The organism is Leucogemmata humicola (assembly GCF_055379415.1).
In genome coordinates, this window is sequence record NZ_AP040875.1 from 342,826 (window position 1) to 361,588 (window position 18,763).

Genomic DNA, 18,763 nt, shown 5'->3' on the forward strand with positions numbered 1-18,763 from the left:
GCTCACCGAGCCCCGCGAAGTCTTGCCGAGAGCTTCGCCGCCAATTCGTCCGTCGACAGTGACGCGAAGGCGTTCGGCTGTTCGGTGGCCGGCACTTGCACAGGCGCGGAGACGGGAGCAGAGACTGATACGTCGAGGCGCTTCGCGACATACCGCGCCAGCGCGGCGACCGATGAGTGATCGAACACCACAGTAGCCGGCACGGTCTGGCCGAGCACACGTTGCAATCGGTTCTTTAGCTCCACCGCAGTAAGCGAATCAAGGCCAATGTCGAACAGGCCACGTTGTGGGTCGAGTGCATCGCCGTTCTGGAAGCCGAGCACGTGTCGCACTTCACGATCGACGACAGAGACCAGAAGGTCCCACCTGTCCTCGGGTGCGGTGTCTTTCAACATCCGCGGAAGATCGGGGCCGTGCACGGCCATCATCGTTTCGCGATCGCTCGATTTTGACTCGATGGCGAAATTGGCGTACAACGGAACTCGGCGACCGAGCGACGCGAGGTACCGATCCCACTCCACGTCGAACGCAGCAACCTGCGCCGGTGCACCGTTCATTACTCGACCGAGCAGCGCGAGCGCTTCGGCAGCCGACATCTGCGAAAAGCCACCGCTGCTCCACTGTTGCTCGCGCTGCTCACCGACCGCGTCGGCCATGCCGAGCTTCGCCCACGGACCCCAATCGATTGACACAGCTGGGCGACCGCCGCGCTTTCTACGATGGGCGAGCGCGTCGATGAATGCATTCGCCGCTGCGTAATTCGCCAAGCCCACCGGCGCCAGGAACGACGCGCCAGAGGCAAAGAGCACGAAGAAGTCCAGATCGATGTCCGAGGTCAGCCGGTCGAGCAGCCATCCGCCGCGAACCTTTGGCGAAAGAACGCGCTCGAACCGATCCCAATCCTGACGAATGAGCGTTCTGTCATCGAAGATTCCGGCGATGTGCATGACGCCGCGAAGCGGCGGCTGGACAGCGCGGAGTTCATCGACGAGCCGTTTGACCGACGGTTCATCACCTATGTCGAGATTGCGAATGGTCACCGCGGCGCCAGCGGCGCGCATCTGTGCGATCGCATCGGTCGCAACGTCGTCCACCTCACGACGCGCGACCAGAACGACGTGACCGGCTCCGTTCTCGACGAGCCATTGCGCGACCTGTAGACCCAGTCCGCGAAGTCCGCCGGTGACGAGGTATGTTCCGTCGCGAGACACTGCAGGCATCGACGAGCCTGCAGGAAGTTTGCATCGTCGCAACCGACTGGTGAGCACACGTCCGTCGCGCACGCAGAGCTCATCTTCGTCTCGCACGTCGAGCGCATTCGCAACCGCAATCGCCGCTGTTCTTGGATCGCGTGCGTCGATGTCGATGAGACCGCCCCAGTATTCAGGGTGTTCAGTCGCAATCGTGCGGCCAAGTCCCCAGAGTGGTGCACTGGTGAGGTCATCGTCAGCGCGACCATGGCAGCCGGGCTGCGCGCCTCTCGTCACAATCCAGAGCTTCGCAGACGCTCCCGACGACGTCTCGACCATCGCCTGGATCAGATCGAGCAGTGGCCGCGTGGCCCGCTCGACCGAAGCCGTGTAGTCGTCCGCCGTCTCTGCAACGGCCGATGGCGACGGCGCGAGGTACACGACGTGCGTGGGTCGGTCGCGCAGCACATGTTTGAGATCGTGGGTCTCGATGGGCGTTGCCATGCCGCCACGCGCGCGGAGTACTTCCACGAGCTCGTCGCGTCCGGCGACATCGTCGCCGATCACCGAGTATCGACGGGAGTCGGCGCCGGCGGCCGGTGTTGCCGCGACGGTACGAGCAACGATGACTGCCTGTCGTGCGAGTGCGCCGACGGCGTCCTCTGCCGCTGGCACGAGCGCGGAGTCCGCAAACCCCGAGTCGCGCAACAGCGAGGACCACTTGTCGCGCGACAACAGCGGGTGGTCACCGCGCTGATCGTCGTGAAACCTCCACCAACCCTCGGTGAGGCCAAACGTGAGGTCGACCCATCGTTGCTTCATCACGCCTTCGAGCAAGACCAGAAGGGCGCCCGGCGCCATCAATGTCTTGATGTTCTCGAGGCTGACGCGCAGATCGGCGGTCGCGTGAATGACGTTGGCACCGATGACGAGATCGAACTGCCGACCGCTGAGGCGTGACGTGCTCGGATTCTCGACGTCGAGTCGTTCGTATTCGATTTGCCGATCGCCGAATTTTTCGGCGGCGCGAGCGAGGAAAAGTGGCGAGACATCGGTGAAGCAGTAGTCCGCCGCGCGACCTTGCAGCGCGTCGAGAATCGATACCGTCGTACCGCCGGTGCCGGCGCCAAATTCGAGAACTCTCAATCGGTTCGTCGTCGGTACGTCCGCAACCGCGGCGCGAACGGCCCGGGCCGCCAGGCTATTGAATGCCTGGGCGGCCGGCGACGATTGCGTGAGTTTCTCGACGCGAGCCATGGAGCCGCCGGGAAACAGGATTTGGAGTGGATCGCTCTCGCCGCGCAGTACGGCGCCGAGCTGTCGACCACATGGATCGAGGAGATCGATCTCGCCCTGGAAGGCGGGGAACTGTTCCCGCGTACGACGAACGCGATCGTCCAAGTCATCGAGCGTCGGCGTCGCGATGACGACGTACGCGGCGTCTGGCCGATGAGCGAGAACCCCCGCTTCGACGAGCATCTCGAATAGTCGTGCCGTCAAGCGTGTGTACTTCGGGAGTACGCCACGCTGGAACAGGTCAGCGGGGGCCACGCGCCTGCCCGCTTCAAGCGAGAGCCCGAGATCGAGGAACGCGCGTACTACGTACTGAATACTCAACTGCTCCAATTCGCCAACGAGCGTCGTGTATTCGTCGAGACCGTGCTGTGTGGCGACCGCGTCGACGCCGGCTCCGGCATCACGCGCAACGTCGACCGCAGTGCGAAGGTTTGCCGATTTCTCATGCGACCCGTCGTTCGCGCACGGAACCCACTCGATCTCATACAGCGAACGTGACGCATCGGCGCGCGCGCCGAGCAGCGCGGTTCGCGGCGCGCGGCGAAGACGAAGTCCGTCGACGCGCACGAGTTCGACACCGGCGTCGTCGATCAGTCGAATGTCGCCGACGATTTCTCGTGCGCCCGGGGCCGCGCCGGCGCGAAGCGTCGCGTGGCACCAGCCGCGGCTCACGACGGACGCGGGAAGCGTGCACCGATCGAAACCGACCATGAGATACATCCCGGACTCATGGTCTCCGGCCTCGCCGGTCAGCGCGGCGCCGAGCGTCTGCAGCAAAGCGTCGAGCAACACTGGATGTAGCGGGCTGTTCCGAGCGACCGTGGCCAGGGCTTCTGGAAGCTGCACGACGGCAAGCGCCTCTGCGCTCCCACGCCATACCTGCTGAATACCGCGAAACCCCGCTCCGAAATCGACGCCGTGATCTCGAAGGCCGCGATAATACTCCAGGCCCTCGATTGCCGCGCCGAGTCGGGACCGCACGGCGTCGACGCTCTCACCACTACGGCCGAGCGATTCTGCGCGCGAGAGTGTACCGGTCGCATGTCGTGTTGCGTCACCTGCGCTGCCCATGCTCGCGATCTCAAACGTCGCGCTCGCCCCGTCGGGGAGCGGCGTGACCAAGGCCTGCAAGCGCGCGCTCGATCCTTCGGTGAGGACGAGAGGCTGCATGACGACAAAATCATGAACTGCTACGGCGCGCGCCTCTCCCAGCACCGCTGTCGCGGCGGCACGACCCATCTCGATCATCATCGGAGCCGGGACGACGAGCGCATCGTACACGCGATGATCCCGGAGGAACGGAAGGTCGGCCGTATTCAGGGACGTCTCGAAAACGACGTCGCGCGACGCGAGATCGAGTCGCGCACCTGGAAACACGTAGCCATCATCGCTGCGCCGTGCCTGCGTTGCCGAAACAGACCGTGCGTCTCCGCGGACCCAATGCCGTGAGCGCTTGAACGGATACGTGGGCGCCACCACTCGACGCGCGCCGCTCTTCGCATACCACGCGTCCCAATCCACCGACACCCCGCTGACGTAGAGCTTCGAAAGGGTCTCGAGTTGCACGGCGCGCTCATCGCGGTCGCGGTGCATGGTCGACAGCCACAGTCCCGTCCCGTCGGGCATGCAGTGCTGCCCGAGCACCGACAGCACGGGATGCGGACCCATCTCGATGAAGATCGTGCAGTCGAGTGTGCGCAGCGTCTCCATTCCTTTCGCGAACTGCACCGCCTGACGGAGGTGGCGCCGCCAATATCCTGGCGTGCCAAGTTCGCTCGAAACGACGTCACCGGTCACGTTAGAGATGACCTGATGCGTCGCTGGCGAATACGTCAGCCGCGATGCGAACTGTTCGAATTCGTCGAGGATGGGATCGACGTGCGTCGAGTGGAACGCGCGGGAGATTGGCAACTCGTGCGTTCGATGCCCGCGTTCGGAGAAATCGCGCGCAATCGCGCGGACCGTCTCGGCGTCGCCGGAGATGACCGTATTCTGCGGGCCGTTGATCGCCGCGATGCTCACACGGTCGGCGACGGTAGCAATGATCGGACGCACCGCGTCTGCATCAACACCGATCGCGATCATCGCGCCAGTCTCAGGCAGACGCGTCGAGAGCCGTCCTCGCTCGTGCACGAGCGCAAGGCTCTCCTCGAGCGAGAGTACGCCCGCGAGACATGCGGCGACGAATTCGCCGAGACTGTGCCCGACCATCACGTCGGGCTCGACACCCCACGAGCGCCAGAGGCACGCCAATGAGTACTCGAATGCAAACAACGCGGGCTGACCCCACGGTGGATGCTCAAGATCGCGTCCGTTCTTGTCCGAGAAGAGCAGATCGGTCAACGACCGTCCAATCATCGGAGTGACGATCGCGTCGCAGCGATCGATCTGCTCGCGGAACACCGGATACTCGTCGTACGCCTTGCGACCCATCGTCGCGTACTGCGCACCCTGTCCTGTGAATAGAAATGCGATCTTAGGACTCGACCCCGTGTCGATGCTTCCGCGCACGACGCGTGAATCGTCGCTGCGCGGCGGGCGCAGGAGCTGCGCAACAGCGGCGTTCGACTCTCCGATGACGGATAGCCGATGTGCTCGATGTGCGCGACCGACGGCAGCCGTGTACGCGACGTCGGTCAGCGATGCATCGCCACGCTCGAGCAGATCTGCGTAACGCGCGGCGAGGGTGTCGAGCGTTTCCGCATCATCCGACGAGAGACACAAAACCTGTGCTCGATGATCTGGCGGCGTCGCGCGCGTCGCGGCCGGAGGTTCAGCCATGACGATGTGCGCATTCGTTCCACTCAGGCCGAACGAGCTGACTCCGGCGATTCTCCGCGCGTAGCCGTGCGGCCATGCCGACAGCGCAGTGGGTATCGCAACCGGAAGGTTCTCCCAATCGATGAACGGATTGGGTGTCTCGAAGTGAATTTGCGGCGGAATCTGCCCGTCACGAACCATCATGGCCGTCTTGATCAGGCCAATGATTCCCGCCGCGGACTCGAGATGTCCGAGATTCGCCTTTGCTCCGCCGATGAGCAGGGGACGCTGAGGGTCGCGCCCAACACCCAGTTCTGCGCCGAGTGCCGCAACCTCAATCGGATCGCCGAGGGAGGTTCCGGTGCCGTGTGCTTCGACAATCCCTACGTCAGCAGGGGCAATCCGCGCACTATCCAGCGCGGCGCGAATCACTGCGCGCTGTGCTGGTCCGTTCGGTGCCGTGAGGCCGTTACTGCGACCGTCCTGGTTTGTCGCCGATCCGAGAATGACCGAGATCACGCGATCACCGTCGCGCAGTGCGTCGTCGAGTCGCTTGAGGACAACCATTCCACAGCCTTCCGACCGGACGAAGCCGTCGGCTCGCGCATCGAACGCCTTGCAGCGTCCATCTGCAGCCATCATTCCCGAACGCGACATGGCGATCGTCACTTCAGGAACGAGGATCACGTTCACGCCGCCGGCGATCGCCATGTCGCACTCGCCCGTGAGTAAACTCTGACAGGCCAGATGAACCGAGACGAGCGACGACGAACACGCCGTATCCACGGAAACGGCTGGACCGTTCAGGCCGAGGAGGTACGCCAACCGGCCCGACGCAACGCTGTGGGCAACGCCGGTCGCGATATAGACGTCGAGCTCGCGCGCGTCACCGCGCATGAGCAACTGTAGATAGTCGGATCCCGAGACGCCGACGAACACGCCTGCGCGCGTGCCATGCAACGAATCTGGAGCGCGTCCAGCTGCTTCGAGCGCTTCCCAGGTGACCTCGAGCAATAGCCGCTGCTGAGGATCGAGGCTCGCGGCCTCGCGCGGTGCGATGCCAAAGAACTGTGGATCGAATGCCGAGACGTCGCCGACGAATCCACCCCAACGGCTTGCCATCTTGCCTGGCGCGTTGGGATCGGGATCGTAAAGGCTATCGATGTCCCAGCGATCGCGCGGAACCTCCTCGATGGCGTCCGTCCCGTTCTTGAGCAGTTCCCAGAGCGCCTCGGGATTCGTGACTCCGCCGGGCGCGCGACAGCTCATGCCAATGATCGCAATCGGCGCTCGCTGCGGCGACTTTGCCATCTCGAGTTTTTCGCGCAGGTCGAGAGCGAGCAGCGCCAGCTTCGTTGGCGACAGCTGCGACAGGCGATCGAGGAAGGCACTCCGTTCGTCGGCGGTCGTCATCCCATCACCTGCTGCGAGACGATGACGGTCGAATCATTCGACGCGAGGGCAGATCGAACACACCACCCAGCACACCCGAGCACGATGAAAGCGCCCGCGGCTGCCGGCATTGTCCACGGTGCGCGGAAGAGCAGCCGAACCCAAAGGATTTCCGTCAGCAAGAATGGCGCGATCAAAACGAGAGGGGTTCGACGCAGTGCTTCGTCGATGCAGAAGAGAACGGCGAGCCACAGGGTGCCCATCATGACGAGTCCCGCGGCAATCCGCATCGTTACAGGCTGCCAAACGTGCGGCAAGAAGAAAGACGCCGGGATGCATACGCACGCGGCCGTCCAGAACAGGCCTGTCGTTGCATGGTCGTTCCGTAGCATGCGCGTCAGCGCAAGAAATGCCCCGAATGCGGCGGCTGCCACGATCACGGCGGCGAACCCCGTGATCGAGACTTTCAACGTCGGAGCGTGCAGGATCATTGCACCGACGGTCGCTGCGACCGAGACGCAGAGCGTCGCGAGCTCCGGAGCATCGCCAATGAGATACTGGCCTATGATCACGCCGAACACTGGTGCGATCCATAGCGCGGCCCACGCGTCAGACGACCCAAGGCGCGCCACCGCGACCGTGAACGCGATTGGCATCAGCAACATCATCAGGCCGCGCACGGCCTGGAGCCGGGGCTGCGACGTCGCAACCATCGCGCGGCCTCGAAACGGCAGCACGAAGACCAGCAGTAGCGCGAGCTGCACGCCATAGCGGCCCACGAGGATTTCCGTCGTCGGAAAAGTCGGCGGAAGTAGAAGACTCGTCGCGATCGTGATCGCCCACAGCAGTGCCGCTGCGGTGGCGAACGCCATGCCGATCAGGGCGCGATTGCGAACCGGCATCTATCGCCCTCTCATCTTGTTCAACAGAAGCTCTTCTGCTTCGGCCGACGAGAGGTTCTCGAGTTGGTCGAGGAGGTCAAAGCCACCGCTCGCGACCGCAGGACGGGCCGGCGCCTCGCGACTCTCCCACTCGAACAGCGTCCTGCCCACGTAGTCGGTGAGCGCCTGCACCGTCGGATGGTCGAAGACGATTGTCGCCGCCACCGCGCGCTCGAGTCCGAGCTCGGCCTTCATTCTGTTGCGCAGCTCAACCGCCATCAGCGAATCGAGACCGAGCTCCTGAAGTGGGCGGTTGACGTCGACGAGTGACTCCTTTTCCAATCCGAGCACCCGCGCGGCCAAACTCTTCATTCGTTGCAAGAGTATGTTCCAGCGAGTTGCCGGTGACGCATCACGAATCGGCGGTTCGGCGGCGCGCGTCGCTTTCTCGACGGGAGCCGATCGTGCGACAACCGGCCGCTCCACCGCCACGAGACTGCGAAGCAACGTCGATCGCAGCCGACCACCACCAAACTTCTGCGCAAACGTATTCCAATCCGCCGGTACAGACACGACTTGCACCGGGTCTTCGCGCAGGAGTTGCTCGAGCGTATCGATGCCCTCGGATGTCGCGATCGCGCCCATGCCCTGTGCGCCGATTCGCGCCGTCACATCGCGAACCATCGCCGATCCGGTCTCGGCCCACGCGCCCCAGTTGATGCTCGAGGCTTCTTCGCCGCGCGCACGCCGATAGTGTGCGAGGCCGTCCATGAACGCGTTTGCCGCGGCGTGATTTCCTTGACCGGGTGATCCGAACAGCGACGAGATCGACGAGAACAGAACGAAGAAATCGAGTGGCGTGCGGCGCGTGAGCCGATGGAGATTCCAGGTCCCGTCTACCTTGGCGCCGAACGTTCCCGAGAATTGTTGCCAGCTCTGTCCAACGAGAACCGCGTCGTGCAGAGAACCCGCGGAGTGGATGACGCCACGCAGGGGTTGCAGTGTCGTTCGAATCTGATCGAGTGCTCGCGCAACGTCCGGTGAACGTGAGACGTCGCCGAGTATCACCGTCACCCGCGCGCCATCCGCATTCCACGAATCGATCTTGGCGCGCGCTGCTTCATCCGCCGGCCGCCGGCTCATGAGGACGACGTGGCCAGCGCCCCGTTCGAGCAATCGAGCTGCTGTCGCCATACCAAGTCCACCGAGGCCACCGGTGACCAGATACGTCGCGTCGGCACGAATCACCGCTGTGCGCGGCGCGCGCTCGCGATGAATGACCAGTTTGCCGATGTGCTTCGCCTGCGCCATGTAGCGAAATGCAGAGACGACATCGCGCGATTCGAAGCGCGTTGCCGGGAGCGGCTCGATCTCTCTTGCATCGACCGCGGCGCCAACTTTGCGCAAGACCGTCGCGACGACTTCGGGATCGTCGACACCAACCGCGGCAAGGTCGACGACGAAGTATTTCACCGTCGGTCTAGCGGCGCGTACCTGCTCGGTGGTCCAGATTCCTCGTTTGCCGAGCTCCACGAACCGCCCGCCAGTGGCGAGAACGCCCAAGCTCATCCCGATGTGATCGTCAGCGAGCGAATTGAGGACGACGTCGACCCCCTTGCCCGCGGTGATCGTCCCGATCTCACGGGCGTACTTCGTCGAACGCGAATCCATGACGTGATCGACGCCGAGCGACGTGAGATACGCGCGCTTCTCGGGCGAGCCGGCAGTCGCGAGAACGACGGCCCCAACTCGCTTGGCCAACTGAATCGCGGCGAGACCAACACCGCCTGCGCCCGCGTGGATCAGCACACGCTCCCCGCGCTTGAGCCCCGCCAGATCGTACAACGAGTGCCACGCCGTCACGAACACGCTCGGCATCGTAACGGCCTCCTCGAGCGTAAGTCGTGCTGGTCGGCGCAATGCGAGGTCCGCGCGAACAACGACGCGCGAACTCAGCCCGCCTGGCGACATCGCGACGACGGCGTCGCCGACCTTCAGATCTCTAACGCCCGCACCGATCGCAACGACGTCCCCGGCACATTCACCGCCCAGCCGATCGATCTCGCTCGCTCCAGGGTAGAGATTCATCGCGACGAGCACGTCCCGGAAATTCAGCGCGGAGCTGTCGACGCGAATCGCGATCTCGCCAACGCCCGGCGCGCGCTCGTCGTCCGGCACGTACTGCAGTCCGTCGAGCATTCCGGGCGTCGTGTTGATCAGTCTGACCGGTGTAGTCGACGCAGGGGATGCGTCGCGGCGGTTCACGCGCGCGACATACCATACGCCATCACGCACGCCAAGCTGCTGCTCACCGCGCCCCAAGATTCGCGCGACGAGATCGCTAGCCGGCGTGGATGCGTGCGGATCGAGATCGACGCATGTGCAATCGAGATCGGGGTGCTCCAGCCGAACCGTCCCGGCAAGTCCCCAGATCGTAGCGTGCACCGGCGCCGACGTGTCGCCCTCGCGTACCGCCTGCGCTCCGCGCGTCACAACGACCACGCGACTGGCCGTCGTTCCCGTAGACGTCGCGGCAGCCTGTGTCAGATGAAGCACGCTACGACACCCACGATCCAACCCGGCGTGAATATCAGCGAGTGACGCGTCGTCGCTTGGCGTCACGTCGAGCGACCATGAATGAACGATGCCCGCAACGGCGGTCGCGCCGCCGCCAGTCACATCGTCGAACAATCGACGGTACGCATCTGCGTCGTCGACAGGCAGCGTGTACTCGCCGTTCTGCTGAGCGAAGCGTGAGCCAGCGCGCACGATCACAGCGTCGCGCCCCGTTTCGCCCAGTCCGCCCGCGATCGTTGCGCCAACCCCTGCTTCATCGGCAAACACGATCCACCTCTCACGCGCCGTTTCCGGCGCGCGTGTCGCAATCAGCAAATTCGATTCGAGCACCGGGCTTCCGCCTTCGACCGGCAGCGCTTGCGACGGTTCGAAACCGGCGTTTGCCAGTACGCTCGACCACGCGTGCCGTCCGATGAGCGGATAGTTTGGGCGAAGCGAGTGGTCGCTAAAGCGCCACCAGCCGTCCGTCAATCCGAACGTCAAGTCGATCCAGCGCGATGGACCCGTGCCCTCGAGGAGCAGCAACGATCCGCCTGGGCGGACGAGGCTGCGCACATGCGCGAGCGTCTGTCCGAGGTCGCGCGTTGCGTGCAGCACGTTGGCCGCGATCACGAGATCGAAGCCCTCACCACTCATTTCCTGCGTCGCGGGATCGCGCTCGATATCGAGCAGCCGGTATTCCACGAACGGGTACTTCGCGAAACCTTCTTCGGCGCGCGCGAGAAACAGCGGGGAGAGATCGGTGAAGACGTATTTGGTGCGATCAGCCGGGAGCGCCGGAAGAACGAACGACGTCGTACCGCCGGTACCAGCACCAATCTCCAACACCCGAATGGGTGCTCCCGCTGGTGCGGCGGCAACGAACTGCTCGACAGCGCGTCGCGCGAGCGCATTGAGCACCAACGCCGGCGGCGATCGGCGATAGAGTTCATTCGCCGCGTCGAACCGGCCACCAGGAAAGAGCAGCGCGAGTGGATCGGCGCGGCCAGCGAGGCAGGCTCCCAGTTCAGGACCGGTGTTCGCAAGCAGCCCCAATTCTCCCACGCCGTCCACGAAGCGCGAGCTCAGTTGTTCGAAGTGCTCAGACGTTGGCGAGAACGAAGGAACGGCACGCACGATCCACGCATCGCCGTCGCGCTCGAGAACCCCATCCTCGGACAGAATCTCGAGAAGCCGTCCGAACAACAAACGATAGCGCGCGTCCACGCGCAGCGAATCCGCGAGCGCGTGAGTCGTGAAGCGCTCGCCCGCTGACGGCGTCCATCCCAACGAACGCAACGCGTCGACGACAAACTCACGGCAAACCACGTCGAGCTCAGGAAGATGCGCCGCGTGCTCCAGCAGGCGATGCTGCTCAGACAGAGCATCGACCGAGTCAGACAGTGCGGCGGTCAATTCGACGGGTGCGGGACCGGTCCACATCGGCACGACGACAGGCTCGCTCGTCTGCTCGCCCAGCGGCTGCCATGCAAGTGTATAGAGGTTCGAGTCGTCACTAGCACGCGTCGTATCCGCCCATGTCGCCGTCTCAATCCGACGGAACTGCAGGCCGAGCACCTCGGCGACGGTGTTTCCATGCTCGTCATAAACGCGCACATCCGCGATCGGCGATTCGTTCGGTTTGCGCGGGCGCGCCGTGACGTGTGTCCACAGATCGCCGCTCGGCTGAGCGAGAAGGCGCACTGTTTCGATCGCGACGGGCATGTACGTTTCGCCCTGCTTCGCGAGGTCCGCTTCGCTGAACAATGCCGCCGTTACCGCGTGCAATGCGGAATCCAGAACGGCCGGATGCAACTGATACCGCGGTTGCTCGGCCGCCGTCTCCGCTGGCGGATGCACGCGACCTATCGCTTCGGACGGCCCCTGGTGCAACTCGACCAATCCTCGGAAGCGTGGCCCGACATCGACTCCGCGCTGCGCGACGGCCTCGTACAACCGCGACGGTGCAATGTCGGTGCGGCATCGCGCTCGAATCGACGCGATATCGGCACGCGGCGCCGCAGACACAGGGACCTTGAACGAAACGAGCCCCGACGTATTTGCGGTCCAGTCGCTGGCATTCGCGCCAGCGTTGTCAGCGCTCATCACGCGGAACCGCGCCGAGTCGCCTTCGCGCGGAGCGAGTGCGAGCTGCATGGAGCGATTTGCCCCCTCGGGAATCACGAGCGCGCCGTGGATGTCGACGTCTTCGAGCCCAGTGACGTCTGCTCCGTGCACGGTTGTCGCAGCAGTCCACGCAGCTTCGAGGTACGCCGTCGCTGGCAACACCGTCGCGCCGAGCACGCGGTGATCATCGAGCCAGGGCAGCGACGAACGAGAGAGCGTCGTCTCGAAAATCACGTCCTGAATGAACGGAGAGCTGATTCGCCGCTCGAGCAGCGGATGCGACTCCGACGACGCGCCCGAATTCGATACGCGCATTCGGCTTGGCGCGAGCCAGTACCGTTGACGCTCGAACGGATAGGTGGGCAGCACCAGTCTGCGTCGCGAGTACTCGCGATCGAACGCCGCCCAATCGATCGGTGCGCCACTCACGAACAGCTGAGCCAACGAGCCGAGGAGCACATCCCATTCGTCATGACCGCGACGCAGGGTCGGCAACCACAGTCCCTGACTGTCCGGAAAGCACTGGCGACCAAGGCCGACCAAAATCGTATGCGGGCCGACCTCGAGGAAACTCGAATACCCGTCGTTGATCGCCGACGCGAATCCGTCCGCAAATTCCACAGGCTCGCGCAGATGATCCGACCAGTACCGTCCGTTCGACATCTCGCCAGGCGCCGCGCGACGGCCGAACAGATTCGAATAGACGGGAAGCCGCTGCGTGCCGAACGACATCGATGCTGCGATCGCTTCGAACTCCGCCATCATCGGCTCGACAGCCGGCGAATGGAACGCATTCGAGATTGGTAGTCGCTTCACCTCGATGCCCTGCGCCGAGAACTCCGCCAGCGCGGCGTCCAGCGCAGCGTGCGGCCCAGAAATGACGTTGCTCTCCGGCGCGTTCACCGCGGCAATCGTCACGATGTTGCCCTGCGCAGCGAGCGTCGCACGAACACGGTCGACACTCGTGAGCACGGCGGCCATTGCACCGGTCGCGGGCAGCGCCTGCCCAAGTCGGCCACGCGCCGCGACCAATCGCAGTGCGTCGTCGAGCTTCAACACGCCGGCGATAGTGGCTGCGACAAATTCGCCGAGGCTGTGTCCCATCAACGCGGCCGGCTTGACGCCCCAGCTCATCCACATCGTGGCAAGCGCGTACTCGAGCGCAAACAGAATCGGTTGCGTATAACGCGTCTCGTCCAGCGGTGAGCTCGCGCCATCCGGAGGAAAGAGCACATCGAGCGCGCTCGGCTGCAGCTCGGCGCGCAACAGGGAGTCGCACTCGTCGAGCGCGCGTCGGAAAGTCGGCTCTGTGTCGTAGAGTCGGCGGCCCATGCCTGCGTACTGCGATCCCTGTCCGGAGAACAGGAACATCACGCGAGGTCCGTCACTCGACTGAATCGTGCCCTGAGCGACGTCGAGCTGCTCGTCACCATTGGCGAACGACTCCAACCGCGCAATCGCATCCTGCGGATCGGCACTCACGACGAACGCTGCGCGCTGGCGGAAGCGTGCGCGCCCCGTGTTCACAGTGTGTGCGACGTCGGCGATGGATTCATCCGGGTGCGACCGGATATGATCGGCGAGACGCTGTGCAACAGCGCGAAGTCCCGTTTCCGTCGGTGCCGAGAGCGCGATGATGTGTTTCGGTCGCTCCGTCGCTGCCGCTGCCTTCGGCTGTGGCGCAGGCGGTTCGGAAACGATGACGTGTGCGTTGGTGCCAGAGAATCCGAATCCGCTAATACCGGCCACGCGCGATCCCGACGCGGCGGTCCACGGCGTGAGCGCCGTCGGCACGCGCACCGGAAGCCGATCCCACGGGATCATGGGATTCGGATTCTTGAAATGCAGGCTGGCCGGGATTGCGCCATGGCGCATCGAGAGAATGATCTTGATCAATCCAGCGACGCCGGCCGAGGCTTCGAGATGCCCGATATTCGACTTTACCGAGCCGACATAGACGTCGTCGCCAGCACGTCGGTCCGCGCCCAGTGCGGCGCCGATTGCCTGCAACTCGATCGGATCGCCAAGCACCGTTCCGGTGCCGTGCGCCTCGACGTAGCTGACATCGGCTGGGCTCACGCCCGCGGTGCGAAGCGCCGTACGAATCACGGCCTCCTGCGCCGGACCACTCGGCGCGGTCATGCTGCTGCTTGCGCCATCCTGATTCAGTGCCGAACCGCGAATGAGCGCATGAATCGTGTCGCCGTCGGCAATCGCCTTGGACAGGCGCTTGAGGACGACGACGCCAGCGCCTTCGCCGCGCACGAATCCGTCGGCGGAGGCGTCGAATACCTTGCAGCGTCCGTCGGCGGCAGCCATCCCCGCGCGTCCGTAGGCGACCGCGACGTCGGGAAGCAGGATCACACTAACGCCACCAGCAAGCGCCATCTCGCATTCGCCGGACCGGATCGCCTGACACGCTAGGTGGATTGCGACCAGCGACGATGAGCACGCCGTGTCGACACTCACACTCGGCCCGGTGAGGCCGAGAAGATATGAGATGCGACCGGTGATGATGCTGTGCGCGACGCCTGATCCAAAATGAGCATTCAGTGCGGTTAGATCACCGCCGCGCAACTGCAGATGCGACCAGTCGTTCGTACACGCGCCAGCGAATACGCCGGTTGGATGGCCATTCAGCTTGTCGGCAGCGATGCCGGCGTTCTCCAGTGCCTCCCACGCGACTTCAAGGAACAGACGCTGTTGCGGGTCCATTCCCGTCGCTTCGCGCGGTGCGATGCTGAAGAACAGCGGATCGAAAGTGTCAGCCGACGGCAGGAAACCACCCCAGCGACTAGCCGCCTCACCCTGCGCATCTGACTCCTCGAGCATTTCCTTCGGCCAACGATTCGCCGGCCGCTCACCCACTGCGTCGACGCCGTTCGATAGGAGTTCCCAATACTTCTCTGGGTTTTCCGCGCCTGGAAAGCGGCAGCTCAAGCCGATGACGGCAATCGGTTCGTTCCGCGCGAGATTCGCCGAATCCAGTTCGCTCTGCAGCGACTGGATGGCGAGAAACGCTCGCTTGAGCGGCGACAGTTGCCCGGCGGTCGGTTCGCTCATCGGGGAAATCCCTTCAGCTTGTCTGCGAGAAGCGCTTCGACCTCTTCGTCAGTGAGGTCCGCGATCGCAGCGGCGGCCTCATCGTTTGCTGACGGCACGGCTGGAGCCGGCACGGGCGGCGCCGAAGTCGCATCCAAGCCCAGCAGATTCAACACGAGATCGGCGATCGCGCCGATGGTCGGGTGGTCGAAGATCAGCGTCGACGGAAGCCGAACCGAACTCTCGAGCTCTTTGTGCAGGTTTTTTTGAAGCTCGACTGCCATGAGCGAATCCATACCGATGCTCATGAGTCGGTCGGTCACGCCAGGTTGCGGCGCACCTGGACGGAGCCGCAACACGCGAACCACCTGACGCTGCACGAGTTGGCGCGTGATGTCTTTGCGCTCCCCATCCGTGAGCGGCAATAGCTGGTCGCGAAGCGTAGAGACTGGACCAGGCGAGGAGAAGGGGACTGCCGGCGCTGTTTTCTCCGGTGCCTGAGTCGCAGTCGCCAATGGGCGCGCGACGGTCGCAAGAGGCGGCGCGGCCGGCGCCGACTTTGGCGCGTCGTTGATTTCGGCAAACCAATACCGCTCGCGCTGCCACGACGCCGTCGGCACGGGAACGCGATTGCGTCCGTAGTCTCGATCGAAGCCGCGCCAATCCACCGACACACCCTGGCTGTAGAGTTCGCTAAGCGACGTGACGAGTGCTTCCCACGACGTGCCCCGGAGATCTACGACTGCGCTGAATCCTTCCTGCGCCGCCGAGCCGAGCACCTCCTCGAGTCGCGATGTCGACGGGTCGCGCACGCCTCGCGCGATCGACGCTACTTCGTCTGCCGTCGCGCGGCGGCCAGCGGACGTCGAATAGTACGGCACTTGAGCCGCGCCCAATCGTACGTCCGGCTCCGACGCACCCGCACCCGCCAGACGAAGCGCATCGCCGAGTTCGAGCACGCCAGCCGCGACCGCGGCGGCATAGCCGCCAACGCCATCAGCAAGCACCGCGTCGGCTGTCACGCCCCAACTCTTCCACAGCGTCGACAGCGCGTGCAGTACAGCAACGCTACGCGTGCGGGTGTCATTCGACTCCAACACCGGCGCGCTCAACGCACTGTCACCGAGCGCAGCCGAGCACCGATCGATGGCGGTGCGGAACGTTGGCGAGCTTTCGTACAGTATGCGCGCTCGATCGAGCGCCACGGAATCGAGTTCGCCGAACACGAAGATTACACGCGGCGCTTCACCCTCAGGCGCGATGCTCTCTCGCCCGAAGGCGTTCGTAACTCCGCTTGCTACGTTCTGCAGTCGCGAGCGCATTTCCTGACGAGTCGCACCCACGACGATGGCACGATGCGGAAGCGCGGCACGAGCGGTGTTCAGCGAATAAGAAATATCCGCGAGCGCATCGTCATCGGCCGAGTCGAGGCGTCGGACGATCGCAGTCGTCGCGACCTGCAATGCCGCCTTCGTCTTCGCCGAAACGGCGAGTACGTGGATTGGCCGATCGTTCGCCACTCGCGTCGCAACCGGTGCTGTTGCTTCTTCCAAGATGATGTGCGCGTTGGTGCCGCTGAATCCGAACGCACTGACGCCGGCGATGCGCGGTGTGCTTGACTCCCACGCGGCGAACACCGTCGGAACGCGCAAGTACGCGTGCGAGCTCCAGTCGATGATTGGATTCGGCGTTGCGAAGTGCAGGCTGGCCGGCACCGCGCGATTCTTCAGCGACAGCACAGCCTTGATGAATCCGGCAACTCCCGCTGCAGCTTCGAGGTGTCCGAGATTCGTCTTTACAGAGCCGAGCAGCAAACGCTGGTCGGCACTACGGCCGCTGCCAAGTACGGCCGTCAGCGAATCGACTTCGATCGGGTCGCCGAGGACCGTTCCCGTGCCGTGCGCCTCGACATAACCCACCGCCGACGGCGCAACGCGCGCATTGGCGAGTGCGGCGCGAATCACCGCCTGCTGCGATGGTCCATTCGGCGCCGTGATGCCATTGCTGCGGCCGTCCTGATTGCAGGCGCTGCCACGTATCACTGCGAGGACGCGGTCGCCGTCGGCCTCCGCATCCGAGAGCCTCTTCAGCATGACCATACCGCAGCCCTCGGATCGGACGAATCCGTCGGCTGTCGCATCGAACGTCTTGCAGCGCCCGTTCAACGCCATCATGCGTGCCTTCGACAGGCTGATGTAGTTCTCATCGCCGAGCAAAATGCCGACGCCCCCGGCGAGCGCCGCTCGACAGCTTCCGGCGCGAATGCTCTCGCACGCCAAATGAATCGCCACGAGCGACGACGAACATGCCGTATCGATCGAGATCGACGGTCCCTGAAGGCCAAGCAGATACGAAATGCGACCCGAGGCCACGCTGTGTGCGTTGCCGGTGGCCAGATACGCGTCGATGTCCGTTCTCGCGCCGCGCTGACCATAGCGCTGCATGTACTCGCTCGTACCAATACCGACGAACACACCGGTTGCGGATCCGGCCAGGCGATCAGCAGCCCAACCCGAATGCTCGAGCGTTTCCCAGGTCACCTCGAGTAGGAGCCGCTGTTGCGGATCCATCGTCTCGGCTTCGCGCGGTGAAATGCCGAACGCGTGTGGGTCGAACTGATCGATGTTGTCGAGATAGCCGCCAAAACGGGTGGCAATCTTACCCGGTGCCTCGGGGTCAGGGTCATACTGCGTCTGCACGTTCCACCGGTCGGCCGGCATGTCCGAAATCGCATCGACGCCGTTACGCAGCAACTCCCAGAACGCCTCGGGACCCGCGGCACCAGGAAAGCGACATCCAACCCCGATGACTGCGATCGGCGCAGATTGAGCGCGCTCCAATTCCTCGATGCGCGCTTTGAGCTTGCGCTGTTCGAGAAGGGCCCGCTTGATCGGAGACAGTTCGGTGTCGCTCAACCCAGTTCCTCCAGCAAAAGTGCTTCAGCTTCTTCGTCGGTCATGGCCGCGATCTCGGCCTCATTCACGACCGTCGTAATCTCCGCGCTTCGCGCCGGTGCAATGACAACCGGTGCCGCCGCGGGCGCGATCGTTTCCAGGAGATGCTCCGTCAACGCATTGATCGACGGAAAGTCGAACAGCAGCGTTGCCGGAAGTCGTCGCGGAAGACCGAGGCGCTTGTTCAGCGTGTTGCGCAATTCGACCGCGAGCAGCGAGTCGAGTCCGAGCGCCGACAGCGGACGATCTCCGTCTACCGCCACCGACGCATCGAGACCAAGGCCCTTCGCCACACAGTCACGAACGAATTGCCCAACGATCGTACGACGTTCGCCTGGTGCCGCTTGCAAAACACGATCTGCGATTCCCGTCGCCGCCACGGATTTATCCGGCACGTCAGCACTCGCGCGACGCACCGGCATGACCTCGGCGAGGAATGCCGGTTCCTGTCCCTGCGCGAACTGCTGGCGATACGCCTGCCAATCGGTCGGCGCGACGCCAACCTGCGCGCGCGGCCACTCGAACACATGCTCGAGAATCTCGAGACCAGCGGCCGGCGGAATCT

At 64.1% G+C, this 18,763-nt stretch carries 5 protein-coding genes (1 of these 5 cut by a window edge); all 5 read right to left on the reverse strand.

Annotation, left to right across the window (positions count from 1 at the left end; all coding sequences use genetic code 11):
- Positions 1-2 precede the first annotated feature (2 nt).
- Tightly spaced (each overlapping or abutting the next), the 5 genes in view from AC6H4Z_RS01400 to AC6H4Z_RS01420 form a layout consistent with a single transcriptional unit that may run on beyond the window.
- Positions 3-6,659: a type I polyketide synthase gene (locus AC6H4Z_RS01400; protein WP_497544942.1), complete on the reverse strand. Its 6,657-nt coding sequence runs from the start codon at positions 6,657-6,659 to the stop codon at positions 3-5.
- Positions 6,656-7,540 carry a DMT family transporter gene (locus AC6H4Z_RS01405; RefSeq protein WP_497544943.1) on the reverse strand — a complete coding sequence of 295 codons (885 nt, stop codon included), beginning with the start codon at positions 7,538-7,540 and terminating at the stop codon, positions 6,656-6,658. Before AC6H4Z_RS01405 ends, AC6H4Z_RS01400 begins: the two co-directional genes overlap by 4 nt.
- Positions 7,541-15,265 (reverse strand): SDR family NAD(P)-dependent oxidoreductase, encoded by a 7,725-nt coding sequence (locus AC6H4Z_RS01410; RefSeq protein ID WP_497544944.1) that lies wholly within the window; start codon positions 15,263-15,265, stop codon positions 7,541-7,543.
- A complete protein-coding gene (locus tag AC6H4Z_RS01415) occupies positions 15,262-18,159 on the reverse strand; it encodes a type I polyketide synthase (protein WP_497544945.1) in 2,898 nt (965 codons plus the stop codon). The genes AC6H4Z_RS01410 and AC6H4Z_RS01415 overlap by 4 nt, the downstream gene beginning before the upstream one ends.
- Positions 18,156-18,763 carry the end of an SDR family NAD(P)-dependent oxidoreductase gene (locus AC6H4Z_RS01420; RefSeq protein WP_497544946.1) on the reverse strand. The gene runs 5,839 nt beyond the window's last position, so the window shows 608 of its 6,447 coding nt (coding positions 5,840-6,447); its start codon lies beyond the right edge, outside the window; it ends in the stop codon at positions 18,156-18,158. Before AC6H4Z_RS01420 ends, AC6H4Z_RS01415 begins: the two co-directional genes overlap by 4 nt.